This window comes from Borrelia turcica IST7 (assembly GCF_003606285.1).
GTDB classification, from domain to species: domain Bacteria; phylum Spirochaetota; class Spirochaetia; order Borreliales; family Borreliaceae; genus Borrelia; species Borrelia turcica.
The window spans coordinates 14,453-32,782 of record NZ_CP028886.1; the positions used below are offsets into that span (position 1 = coordinate 14,453).

At 28.8% G+C, this 18,330-nt stretch carries 15 protein-coding genes and 1 pseudogene; 3 read left to right on the forward strand and 13 right to left on the reverse strand.

The features are described 5' to 3' along the window. Positions 1–233: 233 nt before the first annotated feature. The 8 genes and pseudogenes from DB313_RS05315 to DB313_RS05345 all read right to left on the reverse strand — a co-directional run bounded on the left by DB313_RS05315 (position 234) and on the right by DB313_RS05345 (position 11,843). Positions 234–4,112 (reverse strand): Eco57I restriction-modification methylase domain-containing protein, encoded by a 3,879-nt coding sequence (locus DB313_RS05315; RefSeq protein ID WP_120104842.1) that lies wholly within the window; start codon positions 4,110–4,112, stop codon positions 234–236. A 185-nt stretch (positions 4,113–4,297) separates the two neighbouring features. Continuing rightward, complete coding sequence (locus DB313_RS06560; protein ID WP_274542544.1) at positions 4,298–4,678, reverse strand: phospho-sugar glycosidase domain-containing protein; 381 nt, start codon at positions 4,676–4,678, stop codon at positions 4,298–4,300. Between the two features lie 6 nt (positions 4,679–4,684). Then, positions 4,685–4,939: pseudogene (locus DB313_RS06565) on the reverse strand (MupG family TIM beta-alpha barrel fold protein); the annotation flags it as partial. 132 nt (positions 4,940–5,071) lie between these two features. Continuing rightward, complete coding sequence (locus DB313_RS05325; RefSeq protein ID WP_120104843.1) at positions 5,072–5,383, reverse strand: hypothetical protein; 312 nt, start codon at positions 5,381–5,383, stop codon at positions 5,072–5,074. A 1,743-nt stretch (positions 5,384–7,126) separates the two neighbouring features. Next, the gene (locus DB313_RS05330; RefSeq protein WP_120104844.1) at positions 7,127–10,279 is read right to left on the reverse strand and encodes a type ISP restriction/modification enzyme; all 3,153 of its coding nucleotides are present in this window, start codon (positions 10,277–10,279) and stop codon (positions 7,127–7,129) included. Further along, entirely contained in the window at positions 10,245–10,823 is a 579-nt protein-coding gene (locus tag DB313_RS05335; protein ID WP_120104845.1) for a phage terminase large subunit, read from the reverse strand. Before DB313_RS05335 ends, DB313_RS05330 begins: the two co-directional genes overlap by 35 nt. Before the next feature lie 561 nt (positions 10,824–11,384). Next, positions 11,385–11,516 carry a hypothetical protein gene (locus DB313_RS06570; protein ID WP_274542543.1) on the reverse strand — a complete coding sequence of 44 codons (132 nt, stop codon included), beginning with the start codon at positions 11,514–11,516 and terminating at the stop codon, positions 11,385–11,387. 126 nt (positions 11,517–11,642) lie between these two features. Then, positions 11,643–11,843: a hypothetical protein gene (locus DB313_RS05345; protein ID WP_120104847.1), complete on the reverse strand. Its 201-nt coding sequence runs from the start codon at positions 11,841–11,843 to the stop codon at positions 11,643–11,645. Positions 11,844–12,081: 238 nt separating this feature from the next. Between DB313_RS05345 and DB313_RS05350 the strand changes: the two genes are divergently transcribed. After that, positions 12,082–12,399, forward strand: coding sequence for a hypothetical protein (locus DB313_RS05350; RefSeq protein WP_120104848.1), 318 nt, complete (start codon positions 12,082–12,084; stop codon positions 12,397–12,399). Positions 12,400–12,417: 18 nt separating this feature from the next. Here the strand turns inward: DB313_RS05350 and DB313_RS05355 are convergent, their stop codons facing one another. Further along, the gene (locus DB313_RS05355) at positions 12,418–13,008 is read right to left on the reverse strand and encodes a hypothetical protein (protein ID WP_120104849.1); all 591 of its coding nucleotides are present in this window, start codon (positions 13,006–13,008) and stop codon (positions 12,418–12,420) included. A 55-nt stretch (positions 13,009–13,063) separates the two neighbouring features. Here DB313_RS05355 and DB313_RS05360 point away from each other — a divergent pair, with 55 nt between their 5' ends. Then, positions 13,064–13,804 carry a protelomerase family protein gene (locus tag DB313_RS05360; RefSeq protein WP_120104850.1) on the forward strand — a complete coding sequence of 247 codons (741 nt, stop codon included), beginning with the start codon at positions 13,064–13,066 and terminating at the stop codon, positions 13,802–13,804. Here the strand turns inward: DB313_RS05360 and DB313_RS05365 are convergent. Beyond that, positions 13,796–13,981: a hypothetical protein gene (locus DB313_RS05365; protein ID WP_120104851.1), complete on the reverse strand. Its 186-nt coding sequence runs from the start codon at positions 13,979–13,981 to the stop codon at positions 13,796–13,798. The two genes, DB313_RS05360 and DB313_RS05365, sit on opposite strands and share 9 nt — an antisense overlap. A 242-nt stretch (positions 13,982–14,223) precedes the next feature. Further along, on the reverse strand, positions 14,224–15,108 hold the full coding sequence (locus tag DB313_RS05370) for a hypothetical protein (RefSeq protein ID WP_120104852.1): 885 nt from the start codon (positions 15,106–15,108) through the stop codon (positions 14,224–14,226). A 584-nt stretch (positions 15,109–15,692) separates the two neighbouring features. Here DB313_RS05370 and bdr point away from each other — a divergent pair. Next, entirely contained in the window at positions 15,693–16,079 is a 387-nt protein-coding gene (gene bdr / locus DB313_RS05375; RefSeq protein ID WP_120104853.1) for a Bdr family repetitive protein, read from the forward strand. Positions 16,080–16,219: 140 nt separating this feature from the next. Here the strand turns inward: bdr and DB313_RS05380 are convergent, their stop codons facing one another. Then, complete coding sequence (locus DB313_RS05380; RefSeq protein ID WP_120104854.1) at positions 16,220–16,402, reverse strand: hypothetical protein; 183 nt, start codon at positions 16,400–16,402, stop codon at positions 16,220–16,222. Between the two features lie 10 nt (positions 16,403–16,412). Continuing rightward, complete coding sequence (locus DB313_RS05385) at positions 16,413–17,978, reverse strand: protelomerase family protein (RefSeq protein WP_120104628.1); 1,566 nt, start codon at positions 17,976–17,978, stop codon at positions 16,413–16,415. Positions 17,979–18,330 lie beyond the last annotated feature (352 nt).

Consider the following 18,330-nt stretch of genomic DNA (forward strand, 5'->3'; position numbering starts at 1 on the left):
AAATGTAGGAGGGAATTGTGGTAGGTATTAGAATAAAGGGGGCTTTTGGAAATAAGATTTATATAGTATGTGGATATGGGAAAATACTTCATGTATATGCAAAGAGATATGTGTAGATATGGATTAATTCTGTTAAATGATAGCATTGTTTGACTATTGGTGGCGTTTATTGAACTTAAAAAGAGATGTATTTAAATAAATAATTATGAAAAGAGAAACAGAACAACTTAGAGTTACTCCCTTTTATTGCAGTCTGTTCTTTCTATAAAGCTTTCTGACTCCTTTTTTTCTTCCTTTAAGCGCCATCTTTTATATTCTTCAACTAAGTCCGAAAAATAACTTTCATCTTTTTTCTTCTTTAGCACTTTAAAATTTTCAAGTAAAATTTCAAACTCGTCAGGGGTTAAAGAATAAAGGGAGGCTACAATAAAATTAATTTCTCTTTCAATCGCTTTGAAATATTTATCTTTAGAATTTAATTTTAATATTTTTGCTTTATCTTCCTTATTAAAATTAAATTCTTTTAATTCAAGTAGTTGAGAAAAATTTTGAAGGTCATTCTTAACGATTAAGATACATGAATTCTTTGCGAGTTTGAAATAAATTTGATTGCATAAAATTTCCTCATCTGTAGGTTGAGGCATTGGGCATTGATAAAGGCATGTTTTTAGAACATTCACTTCAACAAATTTCCTGATTAAAAAATCAAAGGATAAAGAATTAAAAACACCAATAATAAATAATTTTTTGAAAATAGATATAAGGGGGGCTTCGTAATTTAGATACAAACTGTTAGTACAATAACTATCTTTAGGTTTTAGAGCACTAATCATTGTTCTTTCATTTGTATTAATAGCAATTTTTCTGTACATTATTTTAAAATCTTCATATCTAGAACAATCCGAAACGAGGCTATCCAAATTTTCCTTGCTTATCCATAGTAGCTTAGAATTCTCTTTAGCCTTCTCACTTTCAAAATATCTTGAATTAAACTGGTGAATATTAGCTCCTTGATAAAGTAATATGTCATCATCTTTTTTTTCATCAGATGCTTTAAAATAAGATTTATATTTGGTAACATGCATCCCTTCTCCGAAATTAACATAATTCTCAGTAAGCAGAGGATATTTATTAAACATTTTTTTTAGTAAAGTAGATTCTTCTTCATTCCCGTATTCTGCAACAATATATTTAGAAGGAGAAATGGCTTGAATATCCTCTAAGCTCAAATAAAATCCTTTGTAAGGAAAATGTTGACCTTTCTTTATAGACCTTAGTTCTTCAGTCATTTCTTCAATTATGTTGTCATTTTTTTGAATCATGAACTTTGACTTAAATTGTGATGTTTTCTTTTTATTGTTACTAAGTTGAAAAATAACAAATTTAAAACTGGAATGTACATCTACAAATCGTTTTTTATTCTCAAATTGATACAAATAATTTAATTCATAGTATTCAAATAGATATATTCTTAGTTTTTGAGAACTATGTTCGCTCCACATGCAAGATGGAATAAGATATGTTAGGTTTCCGCCTTTAGCAATGAGCTTTAAATTAAAGGCTACAAAGTATCTAAAAAGATTAGGATCTCCTCCACAGGAGAAATCTGTAAAACTACTCTTATAAATATCATTTAATTTCCCTATAGTACTTCTCTCATCTTTATATAAACTAGTCAATGTTTTGCTTTCAGTGTTTATTTCGCTTCCCATTGTCTCTTCTTTAAATTTATTTTGTTCAGATATACTTAGTTTTCTATAGCCAGGATTGTATTTAGCGAAAAATTCAGCTTCATCAAATTTAACCTTCTCCCAAGGTGGATTGCCAATTACAATCTCAAAACCATCAGTTATATCAGGAAATTCTATTTCATAATGAAAAATTTTATATTCATTATGAAAAGCTTCAACTTCTTTTATTATTTCACTAGCATCTTCCGTAATATTGTCATTCATAATATTGTCTATCAATTTTGTGACATCATAACTACCACTACCACCAAAGTTTATCTTTTGATTCAATTTTAAAGATTTAGTTGAATATAGCTCATATAATTTAACTAAAGAAAAAACCAATTTTAATTTATCCCTGTCTCTCTTGTATTCAGAATAAATTGTCTTAGATTCTTCAATCTGTTCCTTATTAATATCGTTAATGCATTTCAATCTTTTTAGAGATTCTTCTATTTTACTCATAATATTCTTAATATTTTCATTAAGCCATAGGCTTGCATCCTCGGGAAGATATCTACGAGCAGCATGAGAAAATTCGTTTTTTATGTATCCAATTAAAGCATTACCTGTTTTGATATGATGCTCAATGAAACTTAAAGGAGTCCCAAAAATAAAAGTATTTACCCAGAGACTTAACATGGTAACTTCAACAGAAATTGGATTAATATCTACTCCATAAATACATTTTTTAAGTAACATTCTCTTTAAAATTAATTTATCATCTATATTTCTTATGCCATATTTGCTAGTTTCAGCTTCAATGAGCTTCTGCTCCTTTGCCATCTCGATTTTTACATCTTTAAAATCATCAATATTAGCATAAACTTTATCTGTAAGATAATTTAAACTTGCAATCAAAAAGTGACCAGATCCACAAGCATTGTCAATAATCTTAATTTCAAAAGGAGATTTGCTCTTAAGTTGTTCTTCAATAGCTGAGGTTACCATAAATTCTGTAAGATTGTCTGGAGTATAGAATGCTCCGCTTTTCTTTCTATTAAGAGACATTGAAGTAAGATAAATATCTCCCTCGTAGTAAGTGGTAATATATCCCTTATTTTTATATTCAGGGGGTAAGTTATTTTCGGTGTAAATCAAATAATTACCATCTATTTTAATGCGATAAATAATATCTTTTGCAATTCTTAAGTCATACTCAAGAAGTGCTTCATAAAGTTCTCCAAAACTTTTTACATCTATCTTTGAATATTCTACATATTTTTTATTTCTAGCATTTTCCTCGTTAAAAAATAAAATCTTAGTTAAGATATCTCTTATTTCTTCTGTTGTTAATAAGTTTTGATTTGTTAAATGCTTTGCTCTAGAGTTGGAGAAAAGCCCTCCATTAAACATAGGGAATTTGTCAGAATCATTATCCATTCCTTCGTCCAACAGGCTAAAAATAGATAAGAGTTTGATGTATGCTGCATTTTCTTTGGTTAATTTTGGATAAAAATAATGTCTAAAAGATACCTTTTTTTTATATACTGAGTGTTTATCTAAAACATCTTTAAATTTATCTTCTATGTATGCAATAAAGAATATTCTCAGTACAAATATTGTTGCTTCTTCTAAAATAATCTCTAAGTCTCTAGAAGTAAAATCTTTTGATTCTTTTAATTCTTTGTATATATTCTTTGCTATTTTGAAGACAATAGAGTCATCGGGATTTGCATAAAGTATTTCTTTAAGCGTTTTCTTTATTGTATCTTGTTCACGATTTCTTTTTACTTTTTCTTCTTCAATCTCACCACTTAAATATCTTTCCTTCCGAACAAGATAAAAGAAAAGAAGAAAACCTTCTTGTCTATTGAATTTATTCTTTAATATTTCTGAAAAATTAAACTCAATATATTTTTTCTCTCCAGTATAAACTTGTGATTTGTCATAAAATCTCCATATATATCCATTAGTAGTGATTCCAAAATCTCTTTTATACTGATTTAGATAAACATAAAGCTGTTCTTCGGCTTTTCGTAAATCATTGTTTGGGTTTTTAACTTCAATTATAAGCAAAATCTTTTCGCTAGGAATTACTTTGCTGGAAGTTAAACTCTTGTCAAATAAGTCCTTTTCGTCTTGATTTTCAAACAATAAAATATCTGTTCTTGATGATTTTCCTTCTGTTGTAATACCACTTTGTTGCTTCACTGTATATGAAAGCTCTCTGGAAATCATTTCAACGAAAGTTTCTACTTCTGCCTCTGATGTAGAGCTACTAAAATTTCTATTTTTAAGTTCTTTTTTAAAATAGTAAAAAAATTTTTCTATAACATCTCTAGATTTAGTATCTATAAAAAGTTTATTTATAATTTCTCTGTAATCATTTATATATGGATGATTGGTTTTTACCCCTAATATTTCCTTTGTTTTGCTCATTTCCCTAGTTTAGTTAACTACTATTCCTAAAATGAATTTGATTAAATATACACAATATTGCAATAATTTATCAAGATTAATTATTGGCATTATTATAATTTACTACAATACTATAAACAATAAGAGTGCTTTTAAACTAACAATAAGTAAGCTTATAGAGCATAGTGTAGGTATTATTGTCTTTTTTATTTATTTTCTATGATTTTGAATTTTTCCCAAGCTTCTATTTCATCAAGAAGATATAATTCCTCTTCATGTATTCTGCCAACTACATTAACAAGTCCATTATTGGGCGTGTCCTTAAGAGCTATTTGAAGTTCGCCGCCGTATCCTAAATATTCTGAAGAATCTATTAAGATATCTCCTCTTTTTATTTCATCGGGAGAGTGTAGTGAAAAGTTTATATCTTTATAATATACTCTTGACATGGTTGACCGAATCCTATAGGGAGTGATATCTCCTCTATTAAAGTGCAAGTTTTCCAAAATTATCTCTCTTTCTATGGGGTTGATTTTGGGATTTAGGTCGGCTTTTAATTCTAATATATATCTATTTACTTTAGCCATCTTCTCTAGTTCCAAATCACTTGGAAAACAATTTGAAATAATAACAGCATCCATGCCTTCTTTAAAAAGATCTTTAGTTTGAACTTCAATATCTTTATTTCTATGCTCTTCTATTGTAGGGACTCCATCTTTTTCAAATCCTCTTGCACACTCTTCTGCTTTGAGTGAGCTAACAAAAGCGGATGTGGGTATTGAATTTTGTTTAAATGCTTTTGTTGTTGTTCTAAAGAAATCTCTTGAAAGCCCTGTGTATTTATGTGGATAAAAATTATGTTTCTACGCTTAGAGAGAATAAAGCGTATCCTTATTTTTATCTTTCTATGAATTAATTATTATCTAAGTCTATAATGAGTATTGTTCGATCCTGAGCAATTGTGCTGCCGATAGCAAAATCTATGTATTTTGTCTGTATTTTGTCTCCATATCATTGGATCTTTCCTTTACAAAATCATTAAGTGTTGGTTGTTCCTCACTAATAGTAAGTAGCTGTGGGTTCTTTGAAAATAAAATAATTTTATTTTGCAGGTAAGAGGTAGTTCTAATTTGGATTTTTTGCTCATCATTATTAATACTTGTCAAATTTGCTAATAATAAATCTTTATAACTATTTTTGTTACTATCTTTGCAATGTTCATTGAGTTTTAACCTGGTTCGATAACCTATTAGTACCATTATTGATTTGTTTACATACCCTTCCAGAACCATTTCAGATAATCCTGTTCTAATGCTTTTTAGTATTTATTCTGGTGAGTTTATATTGGTTTTTTCAATCTTTTTTATAACACTATTTAGTGTATTCAAAAGGCCAAATATCTTAGAATTGCCTTCTTGATCATACAATGAAAGCTTTTGTGTTTAGTATCTTTATCCATAGGTATGATATGATCAAATAGAAAGAAGGATATTTGCATTTGCTCTATTAGATTGTGGGTTATATAGGCATCTTTAAAAAGAGTAGATTATTAATAGAAGTCTTCATGTATTCATGTCTAGTGTATCTATCTTCTAATCCTTTCTTAAGGTGATTAAATGCATATTGTAGATACCAAAGCGCTTATCTGTGTTTGATTATTAAATGTTATATCGATTCCTTAGATACTACAGAGGAAGAGTTACTTACGAGTGATTCCCATTCTGTTAATTGAGAATTTCTTGAACTTAGGTCTATATTAACAATTTGATTTGATGCAAACCACTTGTGAAACTCGGGTATTTCAATTTTTCCTTCTTTTAAAGCTTCTTTTACTTGGTCTGTATAGATCTATAAATGAAATTCTTGCCAGTGAGGAGTTGTGCATGTTTTAAAAGTGAAAATAGAAAAAGTTTCTAACAAAACGGATGATGCTTACATCATGAAACTATTGATTTTAATTAATGAATTATCATTCTTTATAAATTTCTTGGCATTACTTTCAATCGCATTTAATTGCTAACGTTTATTCATTATTTCTACAATTTAGATGATAAATTAAACTTATCTATATAGAACTTCCCTAGTATTGGAAATGGTAGGTTTAGTTAAATGATAGTTATAATCAGTCTACTTGCTTGATCTTTATAAAAACAGAATAGAAGTGGCAAGGTGTTTTTAAGATAAAAAGGTGTGCTTTTTGTGTCCATTGGGATAATTAGCAGTCATATCTTAAAGTGCTGATGGATAAAGTTTTTGTCAATGATACTTTTTTTGGGATGTGATTATAAAAACAAAGTTAACTAACAATGTGCATCTTGTGGATTTAACATATAACATGAGAATTGATATGTATATGCTAAATGTAAGTCTAGATTATTTTTATATTAAAATATTATAGAGATGAAATAAAGAAGGGATTAATTTAGTTAATTTTTTAGGTTTTATTGATAATTCTTATTTAAATCAAAAAAGTGAGTTCTAAGATTTTTTCGTATTCCCACTGAAAGGGTCGGGTTTATTATTGTTTACTTTACTTGTATGCGCGTTAATCTGATTTTAAAAATTGAATTCTTAAAATTCTTGTTACTTTTAGAACTTATTATACGTAAGATATATTTTAAGTTAACATTGGACAATGCTTCTTCCCCTACTTGTTATAATTGTTGTGTCTTTATCGAAGGTTAAATTATTAATTTTCTCTTCAAATATTCCTTTAATTTTTTTGTCTGCTAAATTATCAATAAGTTTGTCTTTATAGTGTTTCTTAATAATTGCTTTGTAGTTTTTTCATTTTTATGATTAATGACATGAAATACAATTTTCACATATTCATTAATTCATAAAGGCCTAGTTCATTTAGCATCTTTATGATATCTCTTAGCGTACTTCTTATATAAGTTTAGAATCTGTTTTTTAAATAAGAATTAATCATTTTATGGATAAATGAGAGATGTAAATGACAGGATTTGACATGAAACTTATAGATATTGAGTCGTTACTGTTTGATAAAATAATAATTTAAGTAACAATTGTAGTTAAGTGTTAAATTCTTTAAGATTACATGTAATTAAGTCTATTTGATGTTGAATGTCAATTGTATAATAAACAACTCTAATAATCTTTTCAATGTGTTCAATTTCATCAATACTTAAATATCTTCCTTTTCTATACTTAAGGTAACTGTGAAGCACTTGATAACTGCCAATAAAAAAATTGTATACATTATAAGGCACATTAATAAACTTGCTATTATTATTGTAATAAAGCTCTTCTGTGTCACTTCTGTATTGTATTTTTTCTACAATATGCTTGTCATTGTCATTTAATGAAATATGCATACCAATGTTTTTATCTACATTCCCAGTAGTTTTTAGTAGGTGTGCACTGATTAGCATATTTCCTAATCTGCTAAGACTTTCAAATGTTTCAATCTCATCTGTAAAAATGATTTTAGGAAAGTCTATTTTTAAAAACTCGTAAAATTTTGTTTTGTAGGTGTTTGAGTTAAGTATTGCATAAATATAAGCTAGTATTTTTTGTGGTTTGAACTTTTTAGGGTATTTAGTGTCAATAAAATTTCTAAAACTCTCTGTAAAGTTGTCTTTTACTACATTTCCTAAAGCTCCGTGTTCTTCTTTTATAAAAAGAGGATAGAAATATGAAGCTTCCTTAGTTTTGTTTGAAACTAAACACCCTTCTGAAATATTAGAAGTAATAAAGATATGTTTAAAGCTATCTGTTGACAAAAATCTTGTTGTAGCTAAAGCTATATTATCTTCAATATCTAAAATGTGTTGCATTGTCTTATAAAGTGGTCTTGCTACGACTCCTTTGCTTTTAGAATAATAAATAAATCTATTATCAAATGGTCTGTAGGTTATATTTTGAACGTGCTTTTCATCAATGTTAGTAGATTTTAAGAATTTTTGAACTTCTAATAAATTCCAATTTTCAGTATCTTTGCCTAACCCGTATTTATATCGAGCATCTTGTTCACTCAGATAGGCTAGATCATTAAGTTTAAATAAAAGTTTTTCTTTTGTAAAATCAATAGCTATTTTATCTTTACCAGATAATATTCCGACACTATATTTACTAAAAATATCTTTTAAGGAAATGCCTTTATTGTAAGTGTCTACATTGACTAAATTTTTTTTAACAAAAAAGTAATAAGGGGGATTAAGATTGAGCTTTTCAAAAGTATTGATGCTAAAGATGTCGTTAGAATCTAAGAATGCATATTTTTGTATTTTAGTGCCTTTAATGTTTTTATAAAATACGTTAGCTAATTTATTTGTTTCCTCCCTAGTTTTATTTTTAATAAAGATACCAATAGCAACACCTGTTTGAATGTCAAAAATATTTTCGTCTATATCACCATCATCAGTTTTTTCTTTTTTTCTTGAATTACCATGTAAATTGAGAATATAGATCTCATCAAAAGTTTTAAGTAGATGATATCTCATTCCTCTAAAGGTAACATTATCTAGGTATCCATTATTAGTAATAATGCCTAGCAAACCTTCACTAGCATTCTCAATTTTATGTTCTGAAAATCTAATAAATTTAACATAATCATCATTAAGTGAAATGATTGCCCTTTCATCTAGTTGCTTATTTTCTATTGCTTTATAAGCTTTCATTAATTTTAATATATGATTATTGTTGTTTTTTGATCCTACATTGTATGGAGGATTACCAAGTATTACTAATATGGGTTTGTTTTTAACCTCATTAACAAGTTTATTCTCTTCACTAATTGCAGGGAGGAATGCTTGAAATTCAACTTGACTTGTTTTTTCTGTTAAATCAAGAGTATTTGTTAAAAATATTTTCAGTCTTTCGTTCTCATTTTCAAACTTAAAGTTACAAATTTCCTTTAGGTATTGAAATAATTTAAAATGAGCAACAGCATATGGAGCCATTAAGTACTCAAATCCGTATATATTCTTAAGAATGTGACTAGTAATGTAGTCTTGTTGTTTACCAGACTCTTTTGGCACTTCTTTTAGTATGCATTTAATAACTTCAAGTAAGAATGTACCAGTACCAGTGGCAAAATCTAATACGGTTACTTCTTCTCTCGTTGCAAATCCATTTTCCAAATCAAAGGTATGCTTTAAAATGTTATTTAAACTATTGACAATAAAATTAACAACACAATAGGGCGTATAGTAAACTCCTTTACTTTTTCTTAAATGTTTATCATATTGAGTTAGAAAGTCTTCATAAAAATAAAGATAAGGGTCTTTTAAAGACTCTTGATAAGTTTGAGCAAATGAGAATTCTTTAAAAAGTATCTCAGTATCAATGTTATTAATAATATTAATGATCTCTTCTAGTATCCATTTTATGTTTTTATATTCACTACTACTTGCAATATTGTCAACTAACCTAAGTATATCTTGTATTAACGCAAAGTTATTGGGAATAAACTGCTTAATGTTATTAAAGTTAATTATTAGATTACTTGTATTATTAAGTTTTGCAAGAAAAAAGCCATAAGTAATGGTTTGTGCAATTGAGTCTGCAAACTCATCTGCCTTGAAATTATCGTTATATATTCTTTTTTTAAGAATGTTATAAGTTCCTGTTAATGTATTGTGCTTATCTGGGGGTAAACTTAGGTTTAAATTTAAGGTTTGTTCAACCAGTTCTTTTAAAGTTTTTGTTCGCTTTGCAAGTAGACTAGCTAACTTTTCGACGCTTGTAATCTTTTCAATGGGTGATTCTAGAAATTGGTTTAAAATATTTGTAACCTTTTCTGATTTAATCGGATCAATTTTTGTGTTGTGTTTTTCTAAGTCAGTTTTAAATATCAAAATTTCTCGTAAAACAACATTTCCTTTACTTATCCAAATAAACTCAATGTAATTTGTTAGTAAAATATTGTTTGATAGTTGTTTGTATTTCTCAATTTGAGGACTTCTTAAAGTATCATCTAAGTTTTGTTCAATCTTTTTAGCTTCAATATATCCTACAATGCTTTCATTGTTTTTAACGATAAAGTCGGGAGCACCTAAACCTTCTTTGTTTCGTTTCGGTTCATTTTGAATTTGAATATTTGAGTTTGGCTTAATCTTGTTAATAAGCTTTTTTAAGTAATCTCTATCAGCAAATTCTGTTTTCTCTTCTACTTTTGTTCTTTTTAAGTCATTTACGTATTCTTTTAATAAATCTATACTCACTACTTATGAATTGCCCAATTCTTATTGTACAGTATTTTATTGTATATTTGAATGTATAAAGTGTATATCGAGATACTTCACCGAAATTGAAGCAGTACCAAATCTCTACTCTATCTTCTCGCTTAATATTTCCTTCAAGTTTAAGTAGACTTGAATTACTAAACTCAGTAGCCTCATCAAAGAGTACCTTATTCTTTCCTTCAATGCCCTTAAGAGCGGGAGGAGAGAATGCATCTCTGAAGTCAGGTACAGAATTTGTATAAGGACTTCTTACTTTCCATAGTTCATTATGTTTATTCTGCCTTATCTTAGCGTACTTTTCCAGTCCTTCCTTATCAATAATTGACCCAAATAGCTTAATAAAACTATCATAAACAGCAGACTCAGTGTATCTAAACCATATCATATCATTAACCTGCTCTGTTATAAGATATTCAAGCCAAATTCTAGCACTATTGTGAGTCTTGCACATTCCTCTGGAACTAGCTATTAACTTGTGTCGTATCTTATTGTATGCATACTTAAGGCAAGCAAATTTAGGCACAAACGTGATCCAATCAATGCATGCAATAGGGTTAGTGTTGTCTCTTCCTGTAGTGTAATACAGTCAAGCACTTTTTCTGTGCTCTCTATTAGTATAATATTAAGATTTGATTCAATTTGTTTGGCACGTGTATTGCTTTCCTTTGTGTGTGTCTTGCATCTAGTATTAATACTACTCATAAAGAATCCTTGGAGTTAAGTATTAGTATGTGAGTAGAGTCATCTCTTATGAATAAGTTATCATTAGCTTTATTAATATGAAGCATAGATATGCCCTTCTTAGCAATTAAAATAATTGTCTTCTGATCTGATCCCTGAGGGTTAATAATTTTAAGCAAATCTTGGTTTAATTTACTCTTATCTAGTGTAAAGCTCTCATAAGGCAATATGATAGCATCAGTAATAAAGTCTGTAAGTTTGCTTTTAAGAAATGCTGATCCTCCATTATCACAAATCTCTCTGTAAGATATCGCTTTCCGCTGTCAGCGAAACTTAGTAAGTAGTTAAACATTCCTAGTTTAACATAGGGAGGAATTGCACGTCTTAAGTCTTCTAGTGCATATTACTTTTTCTGTTCAGTAAGATGTCTAATGTCAATTGATACATTATCTTTATTACTATAAACTCTATATTTCCAATTATTTTTGCCAAAAATAGTGTCTAAAATTTCTGTTGTATGAGCTTCTGTACCCATAAGCCATACAAACTTGAGTCCTTCCTGTGTCATTCTAAGGCAGCTTTGTTGTTTGTTCTCAAATGTAAAGAATGGAATGTCCCATGCGTAGCTTGTCTTTTTAAATGAATATAATCCTCAGGCTTCTTAGATCCATAAATGCCAGAAGAACTTATTGTGTGCTTCTTGTGCAATTTTGTATAGTCTATAAAGCTTACTTATTCTAAATTCATAATAATTTTTTGTAACCTCGTTATGTATATTTTGATTATCAATAAGATTTAAATATTTGGCTCTGTATATCTCAAATTCTGTATTAATTGAGTCTTGATGACTACTACTACTCATGTTCTACTTCTTGCGTTGTCTGATTAATTAGACCCAAAACTTATTGATGGTTTCCAGTAGGAATTAGTATTGCACTTCTGGTTTTTTGTAGGCTCTACTATGTTAAGATCCTTACCAATAACAAGATACATATCAATAGATGTTATAAGTAGCTCCTAATTTAAGTTTGCTAAAATAAACCTCTAATTCTTGTTTAACGGAAGTTTCATTAATACTACTGCTGTTTTTCCGAATGCGTATGTTAATTGTTTGTGCAGTAGCCTTTTTACTTCTTAATCTAGTATATGGTGATGATAATGTAAAGGATAAGATAAAGTCACTTGAGGATAAACTTATTGCATTTGAGGCTGAGTGTAAGGATAGATTTGATAAGGTAGATAATAAGATAGAAGCAGTAAGAAGTGAACTAAGTAGTGAGATAAAGGAAGTAAGGAATGAGCTTAGTAGTAAAATAGACTCAGCGATAAAGCCACTTTATTGGATATTTGGGTTTGTGTCAACATTTGCTGTTAGTGCAGTAATAGGATTATTTATACATTATCTTAGTAATAAGTGATATATACATATAAACTCTTTAATCTGTAAGTTTAATTTTTTCTTTAATAAGCACAATATTACGGTTAAGTATGTCAATAATACTTTTATGCCTCTGTTTACTTAAATGAGGGAACTTACTCTTAAGGAAATCAAATTGAAATAAATCAAGAAGAACAACCTTGGATTTACTAAGTAGTATCTTTTTTAGAAGGAATGTAAGTATTTGTGAGTTTTCTTTAATAGTATCTTTATTCTTAAAGTTGAGTAGTTGGTTAAGCCTTGCAACTTCATCGGGAATTATTTTGTTTTCTATAGTGTCTTGAGAGTGAAATTGTGTTGTTTCTATTCCTTTAAGCTTAACTTCACTTTTTTTATCAAGATCAGTGAAGTGATCGAAGAAGTCTTTAACGATAACACCATTAGAAGCAACATTATATTCCCTGTTAGTTAAAACTTTTCTAAATTCATATTTAAGTTCTTTAATGTTGAAAAGCTTACCGTTAGTATTAAAAGAATCAATAGCTATAATCATACACTCTTTAAAGAAATTAAAAGCCGTACCTCTCATTATTTTGTGTTGGTTAGTTATTTTAGGGTTAATAGAAGACTTGTAAAGCCAATCATACATTTTTTTGCTTATTTCTAATTTTCTATTTTGTCTAATGTAGTTGATTTTAAGTTTAATGTCTACTACTAACTACTCTGATAATTATATTAGTAAGCTGGTCTCTCAAATAAGAGGGAGGATAAAAGAAATAAATCCTACCCACCCTATGCTTAAATACTTTAAGCTTACTAGAGAAGAGTATGAAGCTATTACTGCAGAGAAGAATAGGAGGGTTAAGGAGCGCAATGCGAATAAAAAATCTTTTAATAAACGCGAATTTCTTCTCTTAACTGAAGAACTCTTATTGTCACATAGATTTGAACTTCTTTATATGGGGTTACTTCTTGCCTCTGGTAGAAGAAGTTTAGAAATTATTGCTGGTTCATTTAGTGACTCTCAAGAAAAGGATAGTATCTTATTTCAAGGTCAGCTTAAGACTAGAGACACTAAACGGTTTAATACTCCTTACAGTATTCCTTTAACTGTTGACAAGAAACTTTTCCTTAATGCGTATTCTATTTTTACAAACACAACTCAATATAAGGATATAAGAGAGCGTTGGGAAGATAATGAGCTTAGTGACTCTACTATTAACCTGTTGCTTAAGCGTGAACTTACAAAAATTTTTGACTCCAATTTCCTTTTATCTGATTTTAGAGCTATTTATACTACTCTTATCTTAAAGCGTGAAGGCTATTTTAATGATATTCATGGTAGTAAAGAAATATACCCAAGAGTTGCTGAGATTTTAGGACATATTAATGATGAGTCGGCTTCACAAAGCTATAGAGATTTTAAACTCACTAATTCAAGCTAGTAGTAGATTTATATTTTGTAGGAATGCTTTTGCACGCCCATTAAGCCTAAGCTTATAAGTCTTATCGTCAATGATATTGCCAGACAAATATTTATCAATAGATTTAATTTCATCAATAAACTTATTAGTGAAATTATTGTCATTTGTATTTTGTTCTCTAGCATTGCTATTAGCCATAATAAGCTCCTTATAAAGGTGATATAAACAATTAAATTCTAGTCTAGTTTATTAAATGCACCCTTAAACCATTAAATTAGAGAATTAGAGTTAAGTTAATTATATTATTTTAAGAATAAATTAGCAATAATAACAAAGGATTTAAGGGAGTTAATATTGATTGTAGTTTAAGTAAGAGATAAGATATTGAAAAAGAAACCCACTCTAAATGACAATAGAGTGGGTTATGTTTATTATTTTTTCTAATTCTCTAATGGGATATCAACCCTTATTTGACTGTATGCAGTTATTCTTTGAACTAAATCGTACTTTTCGCTAAGAAGCTTATTGTAAAGTGTTCTTAAAGCTTCAATTCTTTCGTTAACAAGTGATTCATCGCTTGTGCTCTCTGATAAATCATTTGCTATGTTATTTAAGGCGGTCTTTATTTTTGCATCTATTTCTGTAATACTTGGTGCTTGATCTATATTTTTCAAGATTGCTATATTGTTAAGTATGTCTGATAGATCGTTAACAGTCTTGAGAAGTTTATTTGCAGTCTTAACCTTTTCTTGAGTGGTGGTGCTAGTATTCTTTGCTGCTTGTACATATTGTCTTATTTCTTCGCTTAGTTGATTTGCTTTCTCATCCAATAAGTAGGTATTAGCTTGATTTATTGGAGTAGTGCTTACATTTTGATAATTACTTTTAGTGTCAGGTTGATCTGATCCCTGTGTTGTAGAGTCAGGTTGATCTGATCCCTGTGTTGTAGAGCCAGGTTGATTTGATCCCTGTGTTGTAGAGCCAGGTTGATTTGATCCCTGTGTTGTAGAGTCAGGTTGATTTGATCCCTGTGTTGTAGAGCCAGGTTGATCTGATCCCTGTGTTGTAGAGTCAGGTTGATCTGATCCCTGTGTTGTAGAGCCAGGTTGATTTGATCCCTGTGTTGTAGAGCCAGGTTGATCTGATCCCTGTGTTGTAGAGCCAGGTTGATTTGATCCCTGTGTTGTAGAGCCAGGTTGATCTGATCCCTGTTGTGTAGTGCCAGGTTTACCTGATCCCTGTTGTGTAGTGTCAGGTTTACCTGATCCCTGTGGATCGCAAGACAGGAATAATATAAAAATTAAAAATATAATGATTCTATTCATTTAATGCCTCCTAAATTAGAATCATTATAATATAATTATGTTTTTATAACAATTCCTAAATGTTTCAATTTTAAATGGTATATTTCATCTTAGAGTCAATAAACTTATTAGTGAAATTATTAATGTTTGTATTTACCTCTATAATAGCGATACTAGCCATATTGAATCCCTGTGTTTAATATTGTTGAATGTTATAAATTTGCCTTAAATAATAAAGTTAACATCAAAACCATTTATTTGAAGGAATAGAGACAGATATATTATATATTTAGGTATTAATTATCAATAGAAATAAAGGAAATAATAAATACAAGTTACAAATTCAAAATAAGAATAGTAATACAAGAGTAAAGGAATGAAACGTAAATAGATATTAATTGAGTTTATAAAGGGATTATACACAAGATATTCATAATAGGCAAGCAAGATTAAGAACAATAATAAACACAAAGTGAAGTAAATTTACTAATTATTAATAAATATAAAGGTATTAAAAATATAATAATAATACTAGTTGTAAATGAAAAGTTATTTGAATAAGTAATTAAAAAGTGTAGTTTGATATAATTGAGTGAGGACAGGAAATGAATAATTTAGCATATAAACAAATGCCAGAATATAAATATGTAAAGCAGGCATTTATTGAAAAGGGATTTGAAGAGGATATAATAGAATCTTTTTTACTTCTTAATCTAGTATATGGTGATGATAATGTAAAGGACAAGATAAAGTCACTTGAGGATAAACTTATTGCATTTGAGGCTGAGTGTAAGGGTAGATTTGATAATGTAGATAATAAGATAGCAGAAGTAAGAAGTGAGATAAAGACAGTAAGAAGTGAACTAAGTAGTGAAATAAAGGAAGTAAGGACTAAGCTTAACGGTAGGATAGATAAACTAGATACTAAGATAGAAGCAGTGAAAAATGAGCTTAAGAGTGAGCTAAGTAGTAAAATAGACTCAGCGATATAGCCACTTTATTGGATATTTGGGTTTGTGTCAACATTTGCTGTAAGTGCAGTAATAGGATTATTTATACATTATCTTAGTAATAAGTGATATATTTAATATGTTCACAATATTTATAGAGATAAGACTCAAAGGTCTTATCTCTATTTGAAAAGAATTAAAGCATAATGAGATTCTGTAGCATAAATATTACCAGATAGAGCAGAAATAGCATACTTTATATTAATAACTTCTCTACCCTCCTCTTCAAGTTTTTCTATTATGTTGTTAATAGCGTTAGCTAAATCATTTGGGTTATTAAAACCCCCAGTAGCAGTGACTCTCATATAAAATCCTTTAATCTGTAAGTTTAATTTTCTCTTTAATAAGCACAATATTACGGTTAAGTATGTCAATAATGCTTTTATGCCTCTGTTTACTTAAATTAGGGAACTTACTCTTAAGGAAATCAAATTGAAATAAATCAAGAAGAACAACCTTGGATTTACTAAGTAGTATCTTTTTTAGAAGGAATGTAAGTATTTGTGAGTTTTCTTTAATAGTATCTTTATTCTTAAAGTTGAGTAGTTGGTTAAGCCTTGCAACTTCATCGGGAATTATTTTGTTTTCTATGGTGTCTTGAGAGTGAAATTGTGTTGTTTCTATTCCTTTAAGCTTAACTTCACTTTTTTTATCAAGACCAGTGAAGTGATCGAAGAAGTCTTTAACGATAACACCATTAGAAGCAACATTATATCCCTTGCTAGATAAAACTTTTCTAAATTCATATTTAAGTTCTTTAATGTTGAAAAGCTTACCGTTGGTATTAAAAGAATCAATAGCTATAATCATGCACTCTTTAAAGAAATTAAAAGCCGTACCTCTCATTATTTTGTGTTGGTTAGTTATTTTAGAATTAATAGAAGATTTGTAAAGCCAATCATACATTTTTTTGCTTATTTCTAATTTTCTATTTTGTCTAATGTAGTTAATTTTAAGTTTAATGTCTGCAATAGAAGGTGAATTAGTGAGTTTGAAATCTCTATAGCTTTGTGCAGCCGACTCATCATCAATGTGACCTAAAATCTCGGCAACTCTTGGATATATTTCTTTACTCCCATGAGTATCATCAAAATAGCCTTCACGCTTTAAGATAAGAGTAGTATAAATAGATCTAAAATCAGATACAAGGAAGTTGGAGTCAAAAATTTTTGTAAGTTCACGCTTAAGCAACAGGTTAATAGTAGAGTCACTAAGCTCATTATCTTCCCAACGCTCTCTTATATCCTTATATTGAGTTGTGTTTGAAAAAATAGAATAGGCTGTAAGGAAAAGTTTCTTATCAACAGTTAAAGGAATACTGTAAGGAGTATTAAACCGTTTAGCATCTCTAGTCTTAAGTTGTCCTTGAAATAAGATAGAGTCCTTTTCTTGAGAGTCACTAAAAGAACCAGCAATAATTTCTAAACTTCTTCTACCAGAGGCAAGAAGTAACCCCATATAAAGAAGTTCAAATCTATGTGACAATAAGAGTTCTTCAGTTAAGAGAAGAAATTCGCGTTTATTAAAAGATTTTTTATTCGCATTACGCTCCTTAACCCTCCTATTCTTCTCTGCAGTAATAGCTTCATACTCTTCTCTAGTAAGCTTAAAGTATTTAAGCATAGGGTGAGTAGGATTTATTTCTTTTATTCTACCTCTTATTTGAGTAACAAGCTTGCTAATATAATTATCAGAGTAGTTAGTAGTAGATTTAATATTTTGTAGGAATGCTTTTGCACGCCCATTAAGCCTAAGCTTATAAGTCTTATCGTCAATGATATCTTCAGACAAGTATTTATCAAGAGATTTAATTTCATCAATAAACTTATTAGTGAAATTATTGTCATTTGTATTTTGTTCTCTAGTATTGCTGTTAGCCATAATAAAGCTCCTTATAAAAGTGATATAAATAATTAAATTCTAGTCTAGTTTATTAAATGCACCCTTAAACCATTAAATTAGAGAATTAGAGTTAAGTTTATTATATTATTTTAAGAATAAAATGTAAATAGATATAAAGGTTATTTAGTAAATAAATAAAATTTAAATAAAAATATAAAAGAATATGGAATAAAGAAATAATGTTAATTAAGGATTTAAGTATGGGATATATAAGAAAATAGTAGTAACATAAATAGAGAAGTAAAAGTATAATAAGTAAAAAGGTAGTTATAGACTATACTTAATAATAATTATAAAGTAATTAAAGAAATAATAAACATTATAGTTAACT